Here is a 19,672-nt window from a genome sequence, read left to right as displayed (position 1 = left end):
GTTTTCGGCAGTTCTCTAGTCGACCTGTTTGGCCAAAAAAGCTTCAATCGCCTTCATAGCCTCTTCCTCGTCAGGTCCTTCCACAAAGACCTCAATGCTCTCTCCGGTTTCCACCGCCAAGGCCATCACTCCTATAATAGATTTGCCGTTGATACGGTGTTGTCCCTTTTGAACCTCGATCTCCGATTCAAAATTGTTGCACTCCTGTACGAACAAAGCTGCAGGTCTTGCATGCAAGCCTCCTTTGCTCTTAATTTCAAATGTATTGACTAACATAGTTTCCTCTCCTATCTAAGATCTTCCTTATATTTGCCATAGTACTATCTACCGATTGTGTCGTTTTGATGCTATCGTGTGCCTTTCTTCATTGAGGAGGGTGCTCCATCGCCTGATCGAAGGTCCTCTTCCCTAAGTTTGTCGGCAAAGGCCTGTATCTTCTTCAATCGGTGGTTCACCCCCGAGCGTCCCAAGGAGCCTCCCAGCATATCGGCAAGTTCCTTAAGGCTCGAGTATCGATTCTCCAACCTTGCTTCAGCCACGATCCGAAGTTCGTCCGGCAAAGCTTTTAGGCCTACGGTATTTTTTATATAATCAATGCTCTCCACATGTTGAACCGATGACTTTACAACCTTATAGAGGTTTGCCGTTTCACAGTTTACCATTCGGTTCACCTTGTTTCGAACTTCTTTTTTCGCTTTTACATTTTCGATCAGGAAGGTGTTTTCGTAGTCGCCCATCAGGGTCAAAAGATCTGAGATGTCGTTGCTGTCTTTGATGTAAATGACGTTGTTGTTCTTTCTCCTCGTTACATTCGCTCTAAGTTGAAGGCTCTGCAGGAGTTGCTTAAAATTCCCGCTGAATTCATCGTCCCCCGTCACAAATTCGATGTGGTAGGACTTGCCGGGATCGGTTGCCGAACCTCCTCCGATAAAGGCACCTCGGATATAGGCCTTGCTGTTCATCTCGGACCTCAAAACAAAGGGCGGTATGGAACTGGTCAAGCGAAAATACTCTCCGTCCTTCTCAATCAGTCCGGTCTTCAAGAGAATGTCATTGCCCCTCTTCCTGTCGATGACTTCCATCGTATAGAGCCTCTTTTTGAGGTTCTCGTTTTTGTTGACGCTGATGCGCATATTCAAGGCAAAACACTTCTTGACGATACGCACGATCTTCCTGCTGACCGCAGGGTTCTCTATCGTAATGACGAAAGAGAGAAGACCTCCTCCCACAAAACGGATCTTTCCGCCCATGCGAATAATCCCGGAAAGCTCACTGATCTGTTGCTCCTTGGTCTCCGGGATAATCCTCGCCAAGTTGTTTTTTACTTCCGTAGAAAAAGACATCTCTATCTCCTGCTCTTTATTTTCTTTAACGCCACTTCAATGATGGCAGTCTCATCATTGTATTTGGCAAGGGATAAGACTTGATTGAAATGGATGAACTTGGCTTCCACAAAGCCTTCTTCCTTCTGAGGTGTCGTTTCCATATTCTTACAGGTCATAAGATACCAATGTACGGTCTTATGCACCGGTCTGTTCTCGTCCCAATTTTCCTTGTAGGTATAGTGAATCTCACCCAGATACTCCTTGATTTCGGCTCTTACTCCGCCCTCTTCAAAGACTTCCCGCAATGCGGCATCCTTCGAAGACTCTCCTTCTTCGATCTTTCCCTTGGGCAAGACCCAGTCTCCGTTGAACTTCTTTAAAAGCAGGATGGCATTATTGAAGACGACGACTCCTCCGGAACTTATCTCTTCTTTTAACAAATTCCTCTATCCTTCCTAAATGATACTATTTGTTATTATTATATCCTATATCTTACCTTTTTGCTATCTTTTTCGCTATTCATTGAGAACGCCGGCTTTGAAGAAGTTTAAGTATGGTCCGCACCACCTTGTCGCTGTCGTGCATCATGGCTCCGTAATCGGTCTCCACGGCAAATTCTCCCCGAATACTCTGGACCCCGATCTCATTCATCCTGCGGATATCTTCCGCAGCCGGATAGAGGATGGTCTTTTGCTCCCTGTCATAATTATGTTGTATCTCAGCTGAAATAGGGGAGGTATTGATCACTACATACTGTAGATGGTAGTCGAGGGTCTTTTGAATAAGTTCCACATGTTGATAAATGTCGAGGTGATCGGTTTCTCCGTTTTCGGTCATTAAATTGCAGATATATACCTTTTTTGCCGAACTTTTTAGAATGGCTTCTTTGATTTCGGGAATCAGAAGGTTGGGCAGCAAACTGGTGTAAAGACTTCCCGGACCGATGATGATGATATCAGCTTCTTGGATGTGTTCCAAGACTTGCGCGGTCGCCTCCGGCTTTTCCGGTATAATCTCAATTTTTTTGACATGGGTGCTCTGCTCCAGACAGGTTCTTGCGATCTGGGATTCTCCGATAACGACGTTGTCGTTCTCAAGAACCGCCATCAATCTGATCATCTCGGGAGAAGCGGGAAGGACCTTGCCTCTTACCGATATCATCTCCGATACCTGATCAATAGCGATCTGAAAGTCTCCGAAGATCTCGTTCAGGGCCAAAATAAAAAGGTTGCCGAAGTTCTGTCCCTTCAAACTCCCGTAAGCAAACCGGTGATTCATCAATTTTTCCATAGTGGGATCCATATTGGACAGCGAGATCAAACAGTTTCGGATATCTCCCGGCGGCAACATCCTCATTTCCGTCCTTATCGTTCCCGAACCTCCTCCGTCGTCGGATACGGCGACTACCGCCGTCAAGTCCACATCATCTTTGTTCTTAAACCCCCTGAGCAGATTTCCCTGCCCCGTTCCTCCTCCGAGGACGACAACCTTCTTTTTGATTTTTTTCATAGCCCTTCTTCCCCCAAATCAATGTTTTGAGGCATCCCTATGATGAATGGACGCCCTGTATCCGCTCTTATCCAAGTACTCATACAATTTGTTGGCAACGGTGACCGAACGGTGTCTGCCTCCCGTACATCCGATCGAAACCACAAGTTGCGTCTTGCCTTCCTTCATATAGTTCGGTATCAAAAAATCCATCATATCCTCGAGCCTTCGGACGAATTCGACGCTGACCTCAGAGTTCATCACGTAGTCCTGGACCTCCTTCTCATTGCCCGTACGCTCCTTGAGCTGAGGAATATAGTAAGGGTTGGGCAGGAACCTCACGTCGAAGACAAGGTCGGCATCGATGGGGATCCCGTGCTTAAAACCGAAGGAGTTGATGATGAGATGAAAGGCTTTCTTCTCATCCTTATCACGACAAAACTCCAAGATCTTCTCTCTTAGAATATGAATGTCGGTATCGCTGGTATCGATGATATAATCGGCCCTCTCTCTTAAGGGAAGAAGGATCTCCCTCTCCTGACGGATCGCTTCCAACATCGTCTGATTCGCCGAGAGCGGATGGCTTCGCCTCGACATCTTGTAACGCCTTACAAGAATGTCTTCCCTCGCTTCCAAAAAGAGGATCTTGATATCCCCCTTTTCTTCACTGAGAAACTCCTCCATCGCTCGAAAGTCCTCAAAAAATCGGTAACCCCGAATATCGACTCCCAACGCCGTCTTCTCCTGCTCAAAGGAATTGCGACTGAGCTCCCTGAACTTTTCGATCAAGAGGGGCGGCATATTGTCGATACAATAGTAGCCGATATCCTCAAATATGTTCATTGCTTCACTTTTTCCCGAGCCGGAAAGCCCGGTTACAATTACGGTATTCAATTTCTTTCTCCTTGCCTATTACTGATATACGTCTGTGCAAGATAGACGGCAAAACCTCTGTTCACTGTTTCTCTCACCTGCCTTCCTGTCACAAAATCTATAGAACTTCCACACTATAAAATACTGTTCTTTTGTACTAGTGTCCTGACATATTGATATTTAGCTTTATTTCTTATCTCGGTTATAAACCGAAAGAATTCATATCAAAGTCGAAATTACCGTGAATTTCAACGTGCCGCTACACTAGTCCTCTTTTAGGTTTATCACCTTATCCAAGGACAGTCCCGCCTCCCGGATGTTTTTGAGCGCGACCTCCAAATTTCCTATATGCTCGCTGCGATGGGCATCGGCTCCCACACTGAATTTGAGATCCCAATCCTTGATCAGACTCAGCTGAGCGGCGGAAAGATTGGCGTGGTGAGTGTTGATCTCCAATATCGTACCCGTCTCCATCGCAACCTTGGCTACCTCTTTGGTATCGATATCCCCCTTATCTCCCGGATGAGTAAGGATAAACAGGTCGTTTTGCTTCATTGCATTGATCAACGCCCTTGTATTGTAATCGACCTCAAAACGCTTCAAGGGCTTGATAAAGTTGCAAACATGATTTCGCAATCCCCGCGGTTTCGTGATGGAGGAGCCGAAGTGATAGCCTGCCATCACATAATCCACATACCTCAGGATGTAGTCATCGACATCAATCAAACCCGTATCGTCGAGGATATTGGCTTCCACTCCGAGCAGGATCTCCATATCGGGATATTTGTCCCTCAACTTCAACACCTCATCCTTCATCTTCGGATAATCTCTGTAAGAAACTCCGAAACCCATATGACGATATCCGTGATCGGAGATACCGATCGTTTTGATCCCGCAGTTTCGAGCTGCGATTACATTGTCTTCCATCGTACTCTTACCGTCACTATAAAAGGTATGTGTATGGTATTCCGCCGTCTGTATCCACGTTTTACTCTTCTCCGACAATTTTTACCTCTTCTTCCAACTCTACGTTAAACCTATCATAGACTGTTTTTTTTACAAAACGAATGAGCTCCAACACATCTTCACAACTTGCTTCTGCCTTGTTGATGACAAACCCGCAGTGCAACTGAGAAACCTGAGCATCTTTGTGACGGATTCCTCTGAGGCCCGCATCGTCGATCAGCTTGCCCGCAAAATGCCCCTCCGGCCGCTTAAAGGTCGAGCCTGCAGAATAGTCCGCTACCGGTTGTTTGGTATTTCTCCTGTGAGTAAAGTCCTCTATCTTGGAACGGATCTGCTCATAGCTTCCCTTCTTCAAAAGAAATCGCGTTCCCAAAACGACAAGACCGTCTTCTATTACCCTGCTCCTTCGATAGCCGAATTTCATATCTTCTCCGGGGATCTCTCGAATCTCTCCGTTTGAATCCAAGACGCGTACCGCCTTCACAATATCTTTCATCTCTCCGCCGTAAGCTCCGGCGTTCATCGTCATTGCTCCTCCTACCGTCCCCGGTATTCCGCTTGCAAACTCGAAGCCCTCAAGACTCTCTGCAAGAATGTGCTTGGAAAGGCCGGAGAGGAGAAGTCCCGCCTCTGCATAGACCTCTTCCCCCTCTATGGAGTAGCTGCTCAGGTTCTGACCGATCCGCACTACCACTCCGCGGATTCCCTTGTCTCTTACCAGGAGATTGCTGCCGTTACCCATCACAAGATAGGGGATCCCTTCTTCCTTCAGTCTCAAGATCAATGTTCTGACCTTCTCTTCACAGGACGGAGATACAAAGTAGTCCGCCTTGCCTCCGATATGAAAGGAGGTGTGCAGCTTCATAGACTCGTCCTGAAGAATCTCCTCCCTGTCCAACACTTCTTCCAATATCGTCAATATCCTCGTTTGCATATCATTCTCCTTCTATCTGTATTCCAAACTCTTCAAGAGCTCACCCATTTCATCGACTTTCTTCTGATACTCGGCAAGAGAGCCCTCCTGCAAAGCCGCCTGCGCCTCTTCATAGGCTCGTAGTGCACTGCTTATGACCTCATCCGAAGACTGAGGAGGAGTTTGAACTTCTGCTTCCCGGACCTCCTCGGGAAGAGAGATCTCTTGCCCTTCTGCGTCCTCATCGAAGATGGCCTTCAAAGCTTTATCCAAGGTCTCTTCCATCACGATCTTATCCTTGTATCCGATCAGGATCCTCTTTACCTCGGGAATCGCATTCTCCCCTGCCGCCCTGATGTAGAGCGGTTCGATATAGAGGAGAGAATTGTCGATCGGAACGGTCAGGATATGACCCCTCAATACCTCCGAGCCTCTCGAATTCCAAAGAGAGAGATCTTTGGAGATCTTATCGTTGTTGTTGAACTTGCCCTCCATCTGCTGAGGTCCTATGACGATTTTGTCCTTCGGCATCTTGTAGAGGAGGAGTTTGCCGTAATTTTCGCCGTCGTTTCGAGCGATCAAAAGCCCCGTTAGGTTCTGCTTAAACTTCGGTGTATAGGGGATGCTGAGCAGAAACTCCGCCCTCTCCTCCTTTGGGATGCGGTAAGTGCTGTAAATGGACTCCATCATCCTCGTCTCCCCCGAATACTCCTCCATGGGAATATCCCACTTATCCTCTCTGTTGTAGAAGACTTGGGGATCCTTCATATGGTAGGTCGCATAGACCTGAGACTGGATGTCGAAGAGGGTCTGCGGATAGCGAAGGTGCGCTTTGATCTCCTCAGGCATCTCCGTCATGGGCTTAAACAGTTTGGGGAAGATCTCGGCATAGGTCCTCACCATGGGGTCCTTCTCATCGACAAGGTAGAAGTCCACGGTTCCGTCATAGGTATCCACGACGACCTTGAAGGAATTGCGTGCATAGTTGACATGCTTGACCTTGCCGAGGGGGCGAGCCGCTCCTTCTCCTTCCTTCAAACGCGAAAAGGTATCGGAGTACGGATAATTGGAAGATGCCGTATATCCGTCAACGATATAGTAGATCCTTCCCTTGTGAACAACAGGATAGATATCTTCATCAAACTCCAAAAACGGAGCAATCTTCTCCACTCTTTGTAGGACATTGCGATGGACAAGGATCTTGCTCTCCGTGTTGATATTCCCGGAGATCAACAACTTGAAGTCTCTCTCCTTGATCGAAAAGAGCAGACGATTCCAAAATCCCAGAGAAATGCCTCCTCTTCCGTCATACTTGGTCATCTCGTTGCTCTCACCCTTGGGATAGTCAAACTCACTCTCCTTGGTGTTGACGATAACATAATCGTTTGTAAGCTCCCCGAAATATACTTGAGGCTTCTCAAGTTTGAGCTGTTCGTACTGCGAATGGACCGGAACATTCTTCATAATCATCTGCGGTTGTCCCGAAGAAGTGAGCTTGTTGACCGGTGCCATCGCCATTCCGTATCCGTGTGTATATTTCAACTTGCTGTTGATCCAGTTTTGAGCCTTGTTCTCCAACCTCGTCTTATCCATCTCACGAACGGACAGAAAAACCTGGGTGAGGTTGCCGTCGAGTTCATAGCGGTCGATATCGACATCGTGGAAGGAATAATACCCCCTCAATCCCTGAAGCTGATTGAAGGCCTCCTTGGTAGGGCGGTAATCGTTTAAGCTGACATTCTGAACGGTTTCCTTATTGTCGTTGATCTTCTTTGCATCGAGATCCTCCTCCAGATCAAACTCTCGAACCTCGATTTTATCAAGGTTATATGCCCTGTTGGTGTATTCAATCGCATATTCGATATAGGGTCGTTCCTTCGTCAATTCATTCGGCGAAACGACAATGCTCTGGACCGCCTCTTCTATAATCTTGCCGCTGAGATTGACCAGGATCACAATCGAAAGCATCAGAGCGATCGCCTTCTTGAAGTTCTTCTTTTTAAACAGGAAGAAGAGCGCAATCAGTGTCGAAAGGACAGCGGAGATCCGATAGACCCAAAGAGTGACCGCAACATCGGTATAACCCGCACCGAAGACCGCTCCCCGAGGGGAATACAAGAGGTTGTACTGTCCCAAAACGTTTTTGATCGCAAAAGCGAGGAAGAACACCGCAACAAAGCGTCTACCTTTCAACTGCAAAAACTCCATCATCTTATCCTTGAGCACCATATTGCCTGTCTTGGGAAATAACGTTCGGATTCCGTCATCTTCGGTCCTCTCCCATTGTGAAGAATGAGTCAGCCCCAACCAAAAGATACCGAAAAAACTGACAAAGCCCACAATGATGACCATATTTAAGGCAAAGGAAAAGAGTTCGGTCAAAAACGGAAGTTTGAAGATGTAGAAACCGATGTCATGATGAAACACGGGATCACTGACCCCGAAGGGAACGGAATGTAAAAATTCCAACATCTTCTTCCAGTTTCCCGCACTGATGCCATTGCTGAAAATCAGTGCCAAAAAAAACGAAAGAAAAAGGATGAACTTTCGTGTATTCTTCTCTTCACGGCTATCAATCAAAAAACCGAATAACTTCACTCCCTGTTTGTAGGAGCGAATAAGGTAGGCTGAAAAAAGCACAAAAAGGACAAGTAGAATGGGAACTCCCAAATACAAACGTGCAAAAAAACGACGTATAAAGGTATCCAAATGTCCGACTGTTCTAAACCAAACCACATCGGCAAAAAAGTCCACTCCGGAATAAAAAATCCCTATTACAAAAAATATCAAACAAAGAACGATAACACCCGTTCGATAAATCCTCTTCCTCTCTTCCAAGCTCATATGCATCTCTGCTCTCCTCCCGATCTTCCTCATCTATATCCAAGGCTCACTATGTTGTCATAAAACCTTCCTACTTTTTGTTATACCACGTTGCAGTTCTATTTTATCACAAAAGACGGATTTATTATATCGTTTCCGGAAGATACAAAAAAACCGCCTGTATAAAGGCGGTTCTCTCTTCTTTCTTATAGGTAATTTGTAGCCAATTCTTCAAAGTATGCCTTCGGATGCTGACAAACAGGACATCTCTCAGGTGCTTTTGCTCCCTCAAAGATAAATCCGCAGTTTGCACAGTGCCACTTGATTTTCTCTTCTTTCTTAAATACCTTTCCTTCTTCCACATTCTTTGCCAAGGTGTTGTATCGTTCTTCGTGTGTCTTTTCAATGTCAGCTACTTGGCGGAACATTCTCGCAATATCCTTGAATCCTTCCGCTTCCGCTTCTTCCGCCATGGTCGGATACATATCCGTCCACTCGTAATGCTCGCCTGCAGCTGCCGCTAAAAGGTTGGTCTTTGTATCTTCGCTGATTCCGTCAAGAAGTTTGAACCACATCTTCGCATGCTCTCTCTCGTTTCCTGCGGTCTCTTCGAAAATAGCGGCAATTTGGTTGTATCCTTCTTTTCTTGCAGCAGACGCAAAATAAGTATATTTGTTTCTCGCTTGAGATTCTCCTGCAAACGCATTCCATAGGTTTTGCTCAGTTTTTGTTCCTTTTAATTCCTTGATTCCTTTCAGTTCCATTTCAATTCCCCCTCTAATCATTTTATCCTATTCTTCGTTTAAACTGTCCTATGATGTAACCTTTTTCCCATCAAAACTATATCGGTCGTTACATAGATACGGCAGTTCCATCGAATCATAGTATTAACAAACTATCCCCTTGGAACCAATTTTAATATGAAATCATTACAATGTCAAGTGAAAAAATCTTTTTTTGTATTTTTGCTGTATGTTTTTTTCAATGTTTCATATTACCGTTTGTATTCCAGTGTTTTATATACCCTCTCAACTCTTTTTAAAACACTTTATTTTGCGATATTTATTATCAACTGATAATTATTAGAGGTTAGGAATGTTTTTAAAGTTTTAGGAGTCGATTAACAACATCCTTCAGTTTTGCTTCTTTGATCTCTCGAAGCATAAGAACAAGTACAAAGAGGATGTCCTCTTCAACCTCATTATAACCGTAGGCGAAACTCATATAGGCATAGCGGTTATACAACACCTTTTTTAATTCCATGTAGCTAAATTCATCCAGTGCTTCCATGGCTGCATTGACAGTTTCTTCATCCGGTTGAGCTTTTGACTCAAAACCGGGAATCGCTCGGATTTTGCAAGCGAGACGCAGTCCTATGGCGTCCTCTCTTCCCGTTGCTCCGGTCAAATCATTGATCAGGCGAAAAGGGGTATTCTCTTCGATTTTTTTCGCTACTTCAACGGAATCCAAAACTTCATCTCCAATTTTTTGGTACATCGTTACCCTCCTCAAAATCCATCCTTCCATATAAAAAATCTCAAAGGCCAATCGACCTTTGAGACCTTGTTTCTAGTCTACTGTATATGGCAAAAGTGCAATGTTTCTTGCACGTTTGATCGCTAGAGTCAGCTTTCTTTGAGCTTTTGCAGATGTTCCCGTCACTCTTCTGGGAAGAATTTTACCTCTTTCGGAGATATATTTTCTCAAAAGTGCAACATCTTTGTAGTCGATAAGGTTGATCTTATCTCCTGCAAACGGATCCGCTTTTCTTCTCTTTCTTACATTTCCTTTTTGGAATGCCATGATTTTCCCTCCTTTACTTAGAACGGTACGTCATCGTCTTCCAGTTCTCGGTATCCGTCCTCATCCAGACCCTTGGGCTGATAGGTCGCCGGTGCGGATGCACCTGCTCCTGCGAACCCTGTCGGCTCGAATACATTCTGAGGACCACCTTGATATTCCTGATACGACGCTCCGGTCTGTGTGTTACTTCTTTGGTTTCTATCGCCCCATTCAAGGAACTGAACGTTTTCCGCTACGATTTCGGTCACATAACGTTTTTCTCCGGTTTGTGTCTCGTAGCTTCTGTTTTCAATGGAACCCTTCACAGCGACAAGCCTTCCTTTTGCAAGGTAGTTGGCACAGTTTTCCGCTGTTTTTCCCCAAACGACAATATTGAAAAAATCCGTCATCTTCTCTCCCGTTTTGGAAGTATAGGTTCGATCCACCGCAATCGAAAATGTGGATACTGCCTTTCCGGTAGACGGAATATAGCGAAGTTCAGGGTCTCTGGTCAATCGTCCGATCAATATCGCAATATTCATCTCAAACCATCCTTTTCTTACGCTTCCACATGAACGATCATTTGACGAATTACTTTGTCGTTGATCTTCAAGTTACGCTCAACTTCCTTCGGAACATCGATATCCGCCTTGAATACTACCAATACGTAGTATCCGTCTGTAAAATCTTCAATCTCGTAAGCCATTTTGCGATTTCCCCAAACATCAACCTTGTCGATCTCGCCCTTGCCTTCTTCGATTACGGATTTTACCTTTGCCAACACCGCTTCCTTCACATCTTCTTCTACATTCGGTTTAAGAATATAGATCAGTTCATAATTTCTCATTTCTCTTCACCTCCCTTTGGACTATAACGGCTCTTTCGAGCAGAAAGATGTATCACTTCAACATGGAATTGAAATTTCATACTTAATTAGTTTATCACAAAATATCTTTCCTTGCAAGAAAAAAATCCCCCCGCATAGTGCAGGGGGATTTTCTTTGTCAAAAGATTTCTTCGAAAAGATACTCGAATCTTACTTGTGGTTCGATCCTACGGTATGGTCGGTACTTGCTTCAAGTACGTCCGCATAAGCCCAGTAATCTTGTTTCAAGTCTTTGTATCTGTCTGACTTGGACAAGGAGTCTTTTTGTGGAGATCTTTCAATCATTTTGTTTACTACAGTAACAACTTCCGCTCTTGTGATCGGCTGGTTCGGCTTGAAGCTTCCATCCGGATATCCGCCCATCCATCCTTGAGCTACCGCGTTATCCACGTATTTCTTAGCCCAGTGAGAATCGTTGACATCTTTGAACTTGGAAGGTGTATCTGTCTTCAACTGTGCAAACTTGGAGATGATTACTGCAAACTCAGCTCTTGTAATATGGTTGTTCGGTCGGAAACTTCCATCGGGGTATCCTGTTAAGATGTTGAATCCTTCCAGGTATCCGATGTAGTTCGTGTACCATACGCCCGATCTTACATCGCCAAATTGAGAACGATAGTTTTCATCCATAAGGATCGCACTCTTCATCAATCTTGCAAAGATTGCGGATACCTCAGCTCTGGTAATCGGAGCTCCCGCTTTCACGGTCTTGTCGGGATATCCTGTGATATAAGCAAACTTCGCATTTTTGTTCAACTCGATATAACCCTTGTCATCTCCACTCGGACCCGGTGTAGGAGTGGGTACCGGAGCAGGTGTAGGAGTAGGTGTAGGAGCCGGTTTCGGTGCAGAAGGTTGGCCTCCGCCACCTCCACCGCCGCCTCCGCCGCCGCCACCTGAACTTCCGCCGCCGGATTGAGTCCAACGTGCAGTTAGGGCAACATCAGCTGTAATCGGTGTAGAGCTGTCATATCTACGTCCGCTTGCATCGTACCATCCGTCAAAGGTATATCCCGGTCTTGTCGGTGTCGGCAAGTTAGCAGGTCTTCCTTTTTCTACCATTTGAGTTGCAGGACCTGTTAAGGTTCCTCCATTGGGATCAAAGGTGATGACTGCTTGGTTTGCAGTAGCATCTTCCGGAATACTTACCGGTACTTCAATTTCTTTTCCGCTTGTCTTATGACGAAGTTTCAATGTTTTCGGTCCTACGCCTGTAGCGGTGATAATTCTGTTATCAGGTCCGCTCAAGGTGATCGGTCCGTCCGCACCTACTACATCAAAGTCAGCGATCGACAGAGGATATTCGTTTCCGTTGTTATCATACATCTTGATATTAAACGGTCCCATAGCATCCAAGGACTTCGGAACGTCTTTTTCCGCTTCCAAAGGCTTCGGTGCGATATAGTCGATATAATCCACTTCAATTTCTTTTCCTGACAGAATCGTTGTATCAAGTTTTCCACTTTCCAAAACAATGGCTGTCAGTTTGGTTGTTCTGGGAGCAGTGGTCTCCCAATTCAAGGATACGCTGTGAGCCGGATTCGAAGACGATGGTTCTGTCAATGAATTCGTACCTGCAAATGAGGCAACTCCGACATCCTCAACGATCCACATTACGGTAGCATTCGGTGCTCCGTTCAAATCAACGACCGCGTTAATCATAACATTGGAGTCTCCATTTTGTCTGAATACAATCGGTTTATCCGTGATTCGAATCGAAGGTACGGTAGCTACATTCGGATCAAATACAACGATTTTTAGAACTTTCTTGATATTCGGATTCGATTTCAACGTAAATTCCGCTGTATCCGTACCCGCTGTGATACCTGAAATCTTACCTGTGCTCATGTCGATAGCACTGTGTGTCGTCATACCGCCGGAGTTCACTACTACATCAAACTCATCGGCAGATACAGGTACACCGTTGATATCCAAAACAAAGGGTACTTCTCCTCTGACCGGTACCATTACGATCTCATTCGGTACAGGGAAGCCTCCCGGATAGTTCGGATCATTCGGATTTGCTCCGATGTTCGGATCATTCGGATCCGGATTTACTCCGACATTTGCATTGGTTTCATCATATACTTTTACAGGTACTTTTACCGGCGGATATCCTTCTACCACTACATAGACTTCCGTATCTCCCGGCGTCTTTCCGTCGATGGTATTCGGAGTAGCTCCGTTGTCCGCAATCGCCGGATTCGCAGGTCTGATACTGATCTTATTTGCAGGTACAGGTGTTCCGTCCGCATAGGTGATACCTGTAATGGTTCCTGTTCCGTTTACGGGGATCAGGAGTTGTTTCGGTTCAACCTTGATCGGTCCCGGTTTCGGTGCGATCGGTTGTACTCCTGAAAGTTTAAACGGTTGAGAATCTTCCAAAGCAGGTCCATGAGGATCTACCAAAGTTCCTGTTACTTGAATATCTGCTCCGTTTGTCGGTACTTTTTGGATAAGCTCTCCCACCGTGCTGATCTTGAAGTTAGATCCCACAGCCGGTTTCAAATCATCTACAAAGTATGGCAGAGCCGCTCCGGATACGACCTGAACATCACTCGGATCATAAGGATCCGTCAAGTGCAGTTGAACACTAAGCGGTGTATTAACCGGTACTTCTTCTCCCGGTTGCAAAGGCACTGCATCCATAAGGCCTGTAGACGGATTGAATACGGATTTCACTACTACAAGTTTCTTAGTTCTTTGCATATCCTTATGAATTGCAAGTTTTCCTTCCGCAGATAGGATCTCTCCTGTTCCGGGAAGTGTAACTGTAACCTTGTAGGAGGATGCTCCCGGTACAACTCCCGTAAATACTTTTACAATATCAGCTGCGTTTGGAGTTGTAGTATCCGGATCCGCAATAGAAACCTTACCATTCAAAAGCTGGTTGTTCGGTTGAACAAAGACATTTGTTCTGTCCGTAATATAGTCTCTCAGAGGCTTGGCTGCTCCACCTGTCTTGGGTCTTACCATAATCTGATCAAATCTCAGATCTTTGGTTTCTGATACAGCCATTGCAAAATCAGGAACTTCCAAAATATGCTCTTGTCCTTGGGTATTTGCATCGTGGTTGACAATAGTTACGCTTGCCGGGGGATTCGCATCTCCGGTCAAACCTATTGTCAAGCTGTTGGGTTCCGTAGTCGTTCCCGGTTTCTTCTTAACAAAGATTCTTCCGTCTTCCACAAGAACCTCGTTCTTTGTAGGATCTACAGGTACCAAGCCTGTCAAAAGATCCGGAGGTACTTCACGGCCGTTCTTGTCTTTTACAACAAGTTCTACCTTGTCGTCCTCATTCCACAGATCTACACGGTTCGGTTGTACTGTAAGAGGTCCTTCAAAGGTATATCCTGCAAGAACCCTTATATTCCCTTCAGCAGTTAGATTTTCGGAAGGAATAGTCGCGATAAGTTTGGTATCACGAGTACCTACTGTAGAGATTCCTTTTACCTTTGCAAGATCTCCTCTTACCACTCTTCCTTCGGCAGTCGGAGGAATCATTGTATTGACTGAATTGATATCAAGATCTGCAATGGTAGGATCAACCACTTTCAATCTTACATATTTTGCAGGGACCGGAGTGATTTGAGTGCCATTTACCAGCTGTACCGGAACAGATTTGATCTGGTTGGTTACAAGTTCGGTATCAGGAATCTTTAAAGCTCCGTCATCGTATACAAAGACATCTTTCGTATCTTTGATACCAGGGAAATTCGGTAGGCTCGCAGTAATTTTTGTTCTTCCGATTTCCGCTCCATTCAGCTCCTTGGTAGGAGTTGCAGCCGCAACACTTGGATCTTCAGACTCTAGCCTTACAAGGGGCTTCAATACATCCTGTAACTCTTGAGGCAGAGGTTGACCGTTGCTTACAAACTCGATTTCAGGTGTTTTATTTTCATTTTTCTTCACCCAAATAGGTTCATCTTTGATCACAAGCTTGGTATCAGCCGGAATAACAATGACTTTTCCGGCTACTTCTTTGCCTTCAAAGGTCGCTTTTACATCCGTGATACCAACGTTATCTCCCTTGATTCGGATATTCTTACCGGTCTTGTCTCCGTATTCGCTTGCGATTCCGTTCGGCGCAAAGTTCAGGTTATACAGGTTTCTATCCAGTTCCACTTCACCTGTAGGTGGCTGATAATCGGCTTTGACAATTATTTGTTCATTTGTTTCACCTTGTTTAATAATAATTTGCTCAGGTTCAAGCTTCAATTCATTCAAGGCTGAAGCATCCGGAACAACGGTTAGAGGTTCTTCACCCTCGTAGACCCTACCGGAAGGAAGGTTGACCTTAGCCTTAAGAGCATCCGCTCCCGGAGTAACTCCGGTTACAACGGCAACCAAAGGAGAATTAGGCGAACCCGGTGCAGGTGCTACAGTTACATGAGCCCCTTGAGGACTTAAATCTACCTGATCGCTGTTTTTCAAATACTCTTCATTCGGCTGTTTGATTCCATCGCCGTTGGTGTCGAGGAAAAGTTTGTATTTCGCTTCTTCATTCGGTTTCAAAAGACCGTTTTTCTTAGGTGCGATCTCTTCAAATCCGATCTTTCCATCTGCAGGAGGAGGTGTATTGTCATCGTAGACGATAACAGTTACATCCTTGGTAATGTTTCCTACTGCAAGCTTGAGTGTCGTTGTTCCTACTATAAGACCTTTGATCCTTGTCTTCACTCCACCTTCAAACTCAGCTTTAGGCTCTAAGAAGTCGGATTGGGTCAATAAGGTCTCTGCATTTGCTTGGTCGTATTGAGGATCGACTAGAGAAGCTAACTTGTAAGCAACATCAAGAGTCTCGCTTACTTTTACACGTACAATCTCCGGTGTCAGTTCCAGACGGTGACTTTGTGGTGTAAAGTTATGAGGTGTTACCTTAACAGTTCCGGTCGGTGTATAGTCTTGGTTACCATATTTGATATGGTAGTTATACGGTCCGCCGGCTCCCAAGCCTTTTACTTGGAATTTCTTACTATCTCCTTGAGGAGGTAGGATCTCAAACTCATTTGCTCCCGCAGAGGTGAATTCCTCCAATTGATCGGGATGAACCTCTCTTAGTTCTTCTCTACCATCAACCGTTCTAACTTTTGCCTTAAGCGTAAGAAGAGGACTCTTTCTTCCAACTGCAACTGATACATCAGGTTCAACGACAAAGTCTAAAATCTGCTCTCCGGGTTGTTCGATTGGAGGTTGAGGTTTTTTGACCTTAACGGTTACGATATCGAAGATATTCGGATTATCTTTCCAGCTGACCTTAATCTTAGCTTCTCCCGAAGCATCCGCCTTGAGAGTGATCTTACCGTCACTGGACAATTTTCCTTGATCATGACCGGATTCAAGGATACCGGTATCCGATGTCAATTCCCAGTTAAACTGACCTGCTCTATCCAAAGTCGCAGGATCGATCAGCAGCGGTTTTTGTTGTGAATCCGCTCCGTTCCATGCATTGAACAACAAAGTGTGCTCCACAGGGGCTGCCTGAGAATCCAATTTTACTACCAGTTCTCCATTTGCCTGAAGAGTTCCCTTAGGCTCTTTGACCATATTGGGGTATTCCGCGTCATTACCTACAGAGTCAGCAAAACGGATATCTTTGGCAATCAACTCGATGGGAACATCGGTTCCGTTCGGTTTTTGGAATAGGGACTCCAGATTTTGGATATTAACGTCCTTAATCCTTAAACCGTCGATCGTTCTAAAACCGTAAGGTGCACTATAGGCCAACTTGTAGTTATCAAACGCAGGGAGTTTAATCTTATGCTTGTCATCTTCATTGGTCGCCTCTCCCTGTTTGTTTGCGGAAGGTCCCGTCAGTTTGTACAGTCCCTTCTTAATATAGCTATCCGTCGGTTGATATTGGTGATCATTATTTTGATCCAAGTAGGGATAAATGTTAACCTTTCCTGCCAACACTTCCTTGACTCTAAAGTCGATTAGACTTCCGTCATACTGTGCCGGATCCAACTTAAAAGTGAAAGTCACATTACCTAGGGCGTCTTCACCCGGTTCAAACTTCTCAAAGATACTTGGTGCATGAGGTCTTGTCTTAATAATATTAAGACCGTTGATCTTATCTTCCGGATTTCCGGCATAGTAGTGACCGTCTTCCACCATAGAATCGACCAGAGGTTTATCATTATCCGCATACTGCTCCTTCAGAGATGCCTTGGACTTCTCAAAGGTGTAGTCCTTATCAAAGGTCCAGATATACTTCTCCATTCTCGCATCATTTGGAGGATCCAAATTAAACGAGACGGTATATTCCGGATTGGTATCCGAAGCATAGCCGTTAACAAACTTGAACACTCCTCCGACTTCCGTCTTTTGAGTGAGCGGCTTATTCGGCTCATTTTCAATTTTTGCAACTACATTCAAAAGTCCTTCTTTTGGAATCAACTGGCCGTTACCGTCAAGGTCTCTCCAGATGGTTCCTCTAAGGTTCACCGGAGCAAGGTAGGGCAGACGAATTCCTACATCCTTATGGGTATAGGTGTATTCAGGCTCTCCCTTAACAGGAACTTTAAGAGGACCTCCTTCAACTGTTGCATATTCCAGTTCAAAGGCATAGGCAGGAATAACTCCGTTGCCATCAGGGAATTGTCGTTGTCCGTCATTACGATTGCCCCTCTGAGGATATCCTCTAAGGACAACCGGCTTGGTAATCGAACTTTCACCAGGATTTAAAGTGCCTACTTTTCTTCTCCATACATAGCACTCAACATCTTTATTGTTTACATTCTTAACAACAGTAGTGTCTGATTTGATCCACTTTTCCGAAGTGATATCCGAGGTTTCCATAGAAGGATCCGCCACGATATATTCCTTCGGCAGATACATTACTACTTCCGCATTGTAAACGGCCGCTCCCGTATTTCCGTAACGAAGGTCGAGACCAAAGGTTCCATATTCGTTGTTGGATACGGTAACGTCGGTATCCGGGTTGTTCTTTAAAAGGTAGGGACCGTTGGGATTCTTGGTATCCACACTGGCATTACCGTAGGTGACACCAAAGTAGAGGGTCTCACCCGGCAGAACAACCTTGGGGTCGTATCTTACAATATGACCACTATCTCCACTACCCTGGTTAGTATCAGCATGCCAGAAGTAGTGCATTACATTTGAAGTACTGTGAATCGGATCATAGGCTCCCATTCCGAAGTAGTTCGGTACCTCCCAATACTTTGCATCTTCGTCACCGGCTGTTCCGATAAAGGGTTTTCCCGAAGAATTAAGAGCCGGTTTTCCCTTATTGGTAATATTTTTAATGGTTTTGGACGCATTAGCCTGAGGATAGATAATCGCTACACGCAAATCCGCAGGATTTTGTCCTTGAGTATAGTTAGATGCATAAAGGTATTCCGGAATATTGTCGTTATGCGGATCTTTTCCGTTTCCGCTATCATCTACACCAAACAACGCTTTCTTTTGGTCATTACTCAAGTTGTTTGTAATATTTGTAGGAAATCCAATCGTTACATTTGCTGTTGAGAACTGGTTAATCCCTTTTCCAAAGAAAGGTGCAGAGTCAACAGTCATAATATAGGTATCCACGTTCCAAGAAAGACCGAAGACTTCTGCCTTCAAATCATTTAATGCTGTCAAGTCTGCTTGTGTAAACTGATCCTTTCCTTGCAATGAATCAGGAAGAGGGTTGGTTACCTTAACAATATAGTTTGCCCTGTCCTTTAGGGTAGTAAAGTTTGTGGGATCATCGGCAGCCGCATCCTGACGATCGATGACCTCAAAGATTACTTCCAAATCAAGGGCAGGATTGGCTTTCGCCTTTCCTTTAAGAGTAATATAACCCGAACCGTTGGCACCGTTTTGTACTGTGGGAGGAGCGGCAAAAAGATCCAATGCCGTCTGAGAAGCTGCTGTTGTAAGACCCGCTGCAACAGTAAAATCTTTTAATTTACCCTGTGTAAAGGTCGTTCCTCCGAAATCAATCCCTGGCTGCTTCCAGCTGTTACGATCCCTAAAGTAATCGGCAACCTCTCCCGGATATTTTGCAAGTGCCTCTTGATAGAGTTCTATTTTCTCGGCTTGCTCTTCCTGTGTCAAGTCACTAAACCCAGGCTCAGTCGCAGGATCTACTGGTGGTTTCGGTCTATTGTTTTGGTCCTTTTCAATTGCCTGACCTGTAACCATTTGAAAACCGTTACTCTCACCATACTGATATTTACCATTGTTATTCTTCTTATTAAACATTTGGATAATCGGTCTATGCTCTTTTCCCGCAACAACTACGATATTCAAGTCTGTTCCATCAAAAGGACTTGCTGCATAAGAAGCTGGAATATTGCCCCCAAATACCATTAAGGTACTTAAGACCCCTGCAAGAATTCTCTTGCCCAGCGACGAAGTCACTGTGTTTTTTACTTTTTTGAGGTTCATTAAATCCTCCTTTCATAATTTCTTCTTATTTGATAAGAAGTATTGATTTGAAAATCATATTATCTTCCCTTATTGTTACTCATCTTCTTTTTTGTCGGTGCATAAAAAACGGAATAAATTCAGATCGTCTCGAGATAAGAACAGGCAGAGAAGTAATAGATACGGGGAACTTTGTTCTCTGTTTGTAAACAAAGCCCCCATATCTCTTAAAGTCTGTAC

General features: G+C 44.8%; 14 protein-coding genes. All 14 read right to left on the bottom strand.

Annotated elements, in window-relative coordinates; all coding sequences use genetic code 11:
* Positions 1–15: 15 nt before the first annotated feature.
* Positions 16–276: an HPr family phosphocarrier protein gene (locus ACFO4R_RS01810; RefSeq protein ID WP_379787271.1), complete on the bottom strand. Its 261-nt coding sequence runs from the start codon at positions 274–276 to the stop codon at positions 16–18.
* A 71-nt stretch (positions 277–347) separates the two neighbouring features.
* Positions 348–1,343 (bottom strand): DNA-binding protein WhiA, encoded by a 996-nt coding sequence (gene whiA / locus ACFO4R_RS01805; RefSeq protein WP_379787270.1) that lies wholly within the window; start codon positions 1,341–1,343, stop codon positions 348–350.
* Between the two features lie 2 nt (positions 1,344–1,345).
* On the bottom strand, positions 1,346–1,765 hold the full coding sequence (locus ACFO4R_RS01800; protein ID WP_379787269.1) for an NUDIX hydrolase: 420 nt from the start codon (positions 1,763–1,765) through the stop codon (positions 1,346–1,348).
* A 79-nt stretch (positions 1,766–1,844) separates the two neighbouring features.
* Positions 1,845–2,834, bottom strand: a complete 990-nt coding sequence (locus tag ACFO4R_RS01795; RefSeq protein ID WP_379787268.1) for a gluconeogenesis factor YvcK family protein — start codon at positions 2,832–2,834, stop codon at positions 1,845–1,847.
* An 18-nt stretch (positions 2,835–2,852) separates the two neighbouring features.
* A complete protein-coding gene (rapZ, locus tag ACFO4R_RS01790) occupies positions 2,853–3,707 on the bottom strand; it encodes an RNase adapter RapZ (protein WP_379787267.1) in 855 nt (284 codons plus the stop codon).
* Between the two features lie 243 nt (positions 3,708–3,950).
* Entirely contained in the window at positions 3,951–4,691 is a 741-nt protein-coding gene (locus ACFO4R_RS01785; RefSeq protein ID WP_379787266.1) for a PHP domain-containing protein, read from the bottom strand.
* Positions 4,675–5,586 (bottom strand): UDP-N-acetylmuramate dehydrogenase, encoded by a 912-nt coding sequence (murB, locus tag ACFO4R_RS01780; protein ID WP_379787265.1) that lies wholly within the window; start codon positions 5,584–5,586, stop codon positions 4,675–4,677. Before murB ends, ACFO4R_RS01785 begins: the two co-directional genes overlap by 17 nt.
* A 12-nt stretch (positions 5,587–5,598) precedes the next feature.
* A complete protein-coding gene (locus tag ACFO4R_RS01775; RefSeq protein WP_379787264.1) occupies positions 5,599–8,415 on the bottom strand; it encodes a UPF0182 family membrane protein in 2,817 nt (938 codons plus the stop codon).
* 179 nt (positions 8,416–8,594) lie between these two features.
* Positions 8,595–9,152, bottom strand: a complete 558-nt coding sequence (gene rbr, locus ACFO4R_RS01770) for a rubrerythrin (protein WP_379787263.1) — start codon at positions 9,150–9,152, stop codon at positions 8,595–8,597.
* 337 nt (positions 9,153–9,489) lie between these two features.
* Entirely contained in the window at positions 9,490–9,885 is a 396-nt protein-coding gene (locus ACFO4R_RS01765) for a hypothetical protein (RefSeq protein ID WP_379787262.1), read from the bottom strand.
* A gap of 72 nt (positions 9,886–9,957) precedes the next feature.
* On the bottom strand, positions 9,958–10,191 hold the full coding sequence (rpsR, locus tag ACFO4R_RS01760) for a 30S ribosomal protein S18 (RefSeq protein ID WP_379787261.1): 234 nt from the start codon (positions 10,189–10,191) through the stop codon (positions 9,958–9,960).
* A 17-nt stretch (positions 10,192–10,208) separates the two neighbouring features.
* The gene (locus ACFO4R_RS01755; protein ID WP_379787260.1) at positions 10,209–10,712 is read right to left on the bottom strand and encodes a single-stranded DNA-binding protein; all 504 of its coding nucleotides are present in this window, start codon (positions 10,710–10,712) and stop codon (positions 10,209–10,211) included.
* Between the two features lie 17 nt (positions 10,713–10,729).
* Positions 10,730–11,017, bottom strand: a complete 288-nt coding sequence (gene rpsF / locus ACFO4R_RS01750; RefSeq protein WP_379787258.1) for a 30S ribosomal protein S6 — start codon at positions 11,015–11,017, stop codon at positions 10,730–10,732.
* 189 nt (positions 11,018–11,206) lie between these two features.
* The gene (locus ACFO4R_RS01745; RefSeq protein WP_379787257.1) at positions 11,207–19,453 is read right to left on the bottom strand and encodes an S-layer homology domain-containing protein; all 8,247 of its coding nucleotides are present in this window, start codon (positions 19,451–19,453) and stop codon (positions 11,207–11,209) included.
* Between the last annotated feature and the right edge of the window lie 219 nt (positions 19,454–19,672).

Source organism: Filifactor villosus, from assembly GCF_042652965.1.
In the GTDB taxonomy this organism is placed as follows: Bacteria; Bacillota; Clostridia; order Peptostreptococcales; family Filifactoraceae; genus Filifactor; species Filifactor villosus.
This window is presented reverse-complemented; position numbering and strand designations above follow the sequence as displayed.

What these genes read in the sequence shown, in the direction of transcription:
- ACFO4R_RS01810 (WP_379787271.1), bottom strand. Translation starts at nt 276, where the DNA reads ATGTTAGTCAATACATTTGAAATTAAGAGCAAAGGAGGCTTGCATGCA.
- whiA (WP_379787270.1), bottom strand. Translation starts at nt 1,343, where the DNA reads ATGTCTTTTTCTACGGAAGTAAAAAACAACTTGGCGAGGATTATCCCG.
- ACFO4R_RS01795 (WP_379787268.1), bottom strand. Translation starts at nt 2,834, where the DNA reads ATGAAAAAAATCAAAAAGAAGGTTGTCGTCCTCGGAGGAGGAACGGGG.
- murB (WP_379787265.1), bottom strand. Translation starts at nt 5,586, where the DNA reads ATGCAAACGAGGATATTGACGATATTGGAAGAAGTGTTGGACAGGGAG.
- ACFO4R_RS01775 (WP_379787264.1), bottom strand. Translation starts at nt 8,415, where the DNA reads ATGCATATGAGCTTGGAAGAGAGGAAGAGGATTTATCGAACGGGTGTT.
- rbr (WP_379787263.1), bottom strand. Translation starts at nt 9,152, where the DNA reads ATGGAACTGAAAGGAATCAAGGAATTAAAAGGAACAAAAACTGAGCAA.
- ACFO4R_RS01765 (WP_379787262.1), bottom strand. Translation starts at nt 9,885, where the DNA reads ATGTACCAAAAAATTGGAGATGAAGTTTTGGATTCCGTTGAAGTAGCG.
- rpsR (WP_379787261.1), bottom strand. Translation starts at nt 10,191, where the DNA reads ATGGCATTCCAAAAAGGAAATGTAAGAAAGAGAAGAAAAGCGGATCCG.
- ACFO4R_RS01755 (WP_379787260.1), bottom strand. Translation starts at nt 10,712, where the DNA reads ATGAATATTGCGATATTGATCGGACGATTGACCAGAGACCCTGAACTT.
- rpsF (WP_379787258.1), bottom strand. Translation starts at nt 11,017, where the DNA reads ATGAGAAATTATGAACTGATCTATATTCTTAAACCGAATGTAGAAGAA.
- ACFO4R_RS01745 (WP_379787257.1), bottom strand. Translation starts at nt 19,453, where the DNA reads ATGAACCTCAAAAAAGTAAAAAACACAGTGACTTCGTCGCTGGGCAAG.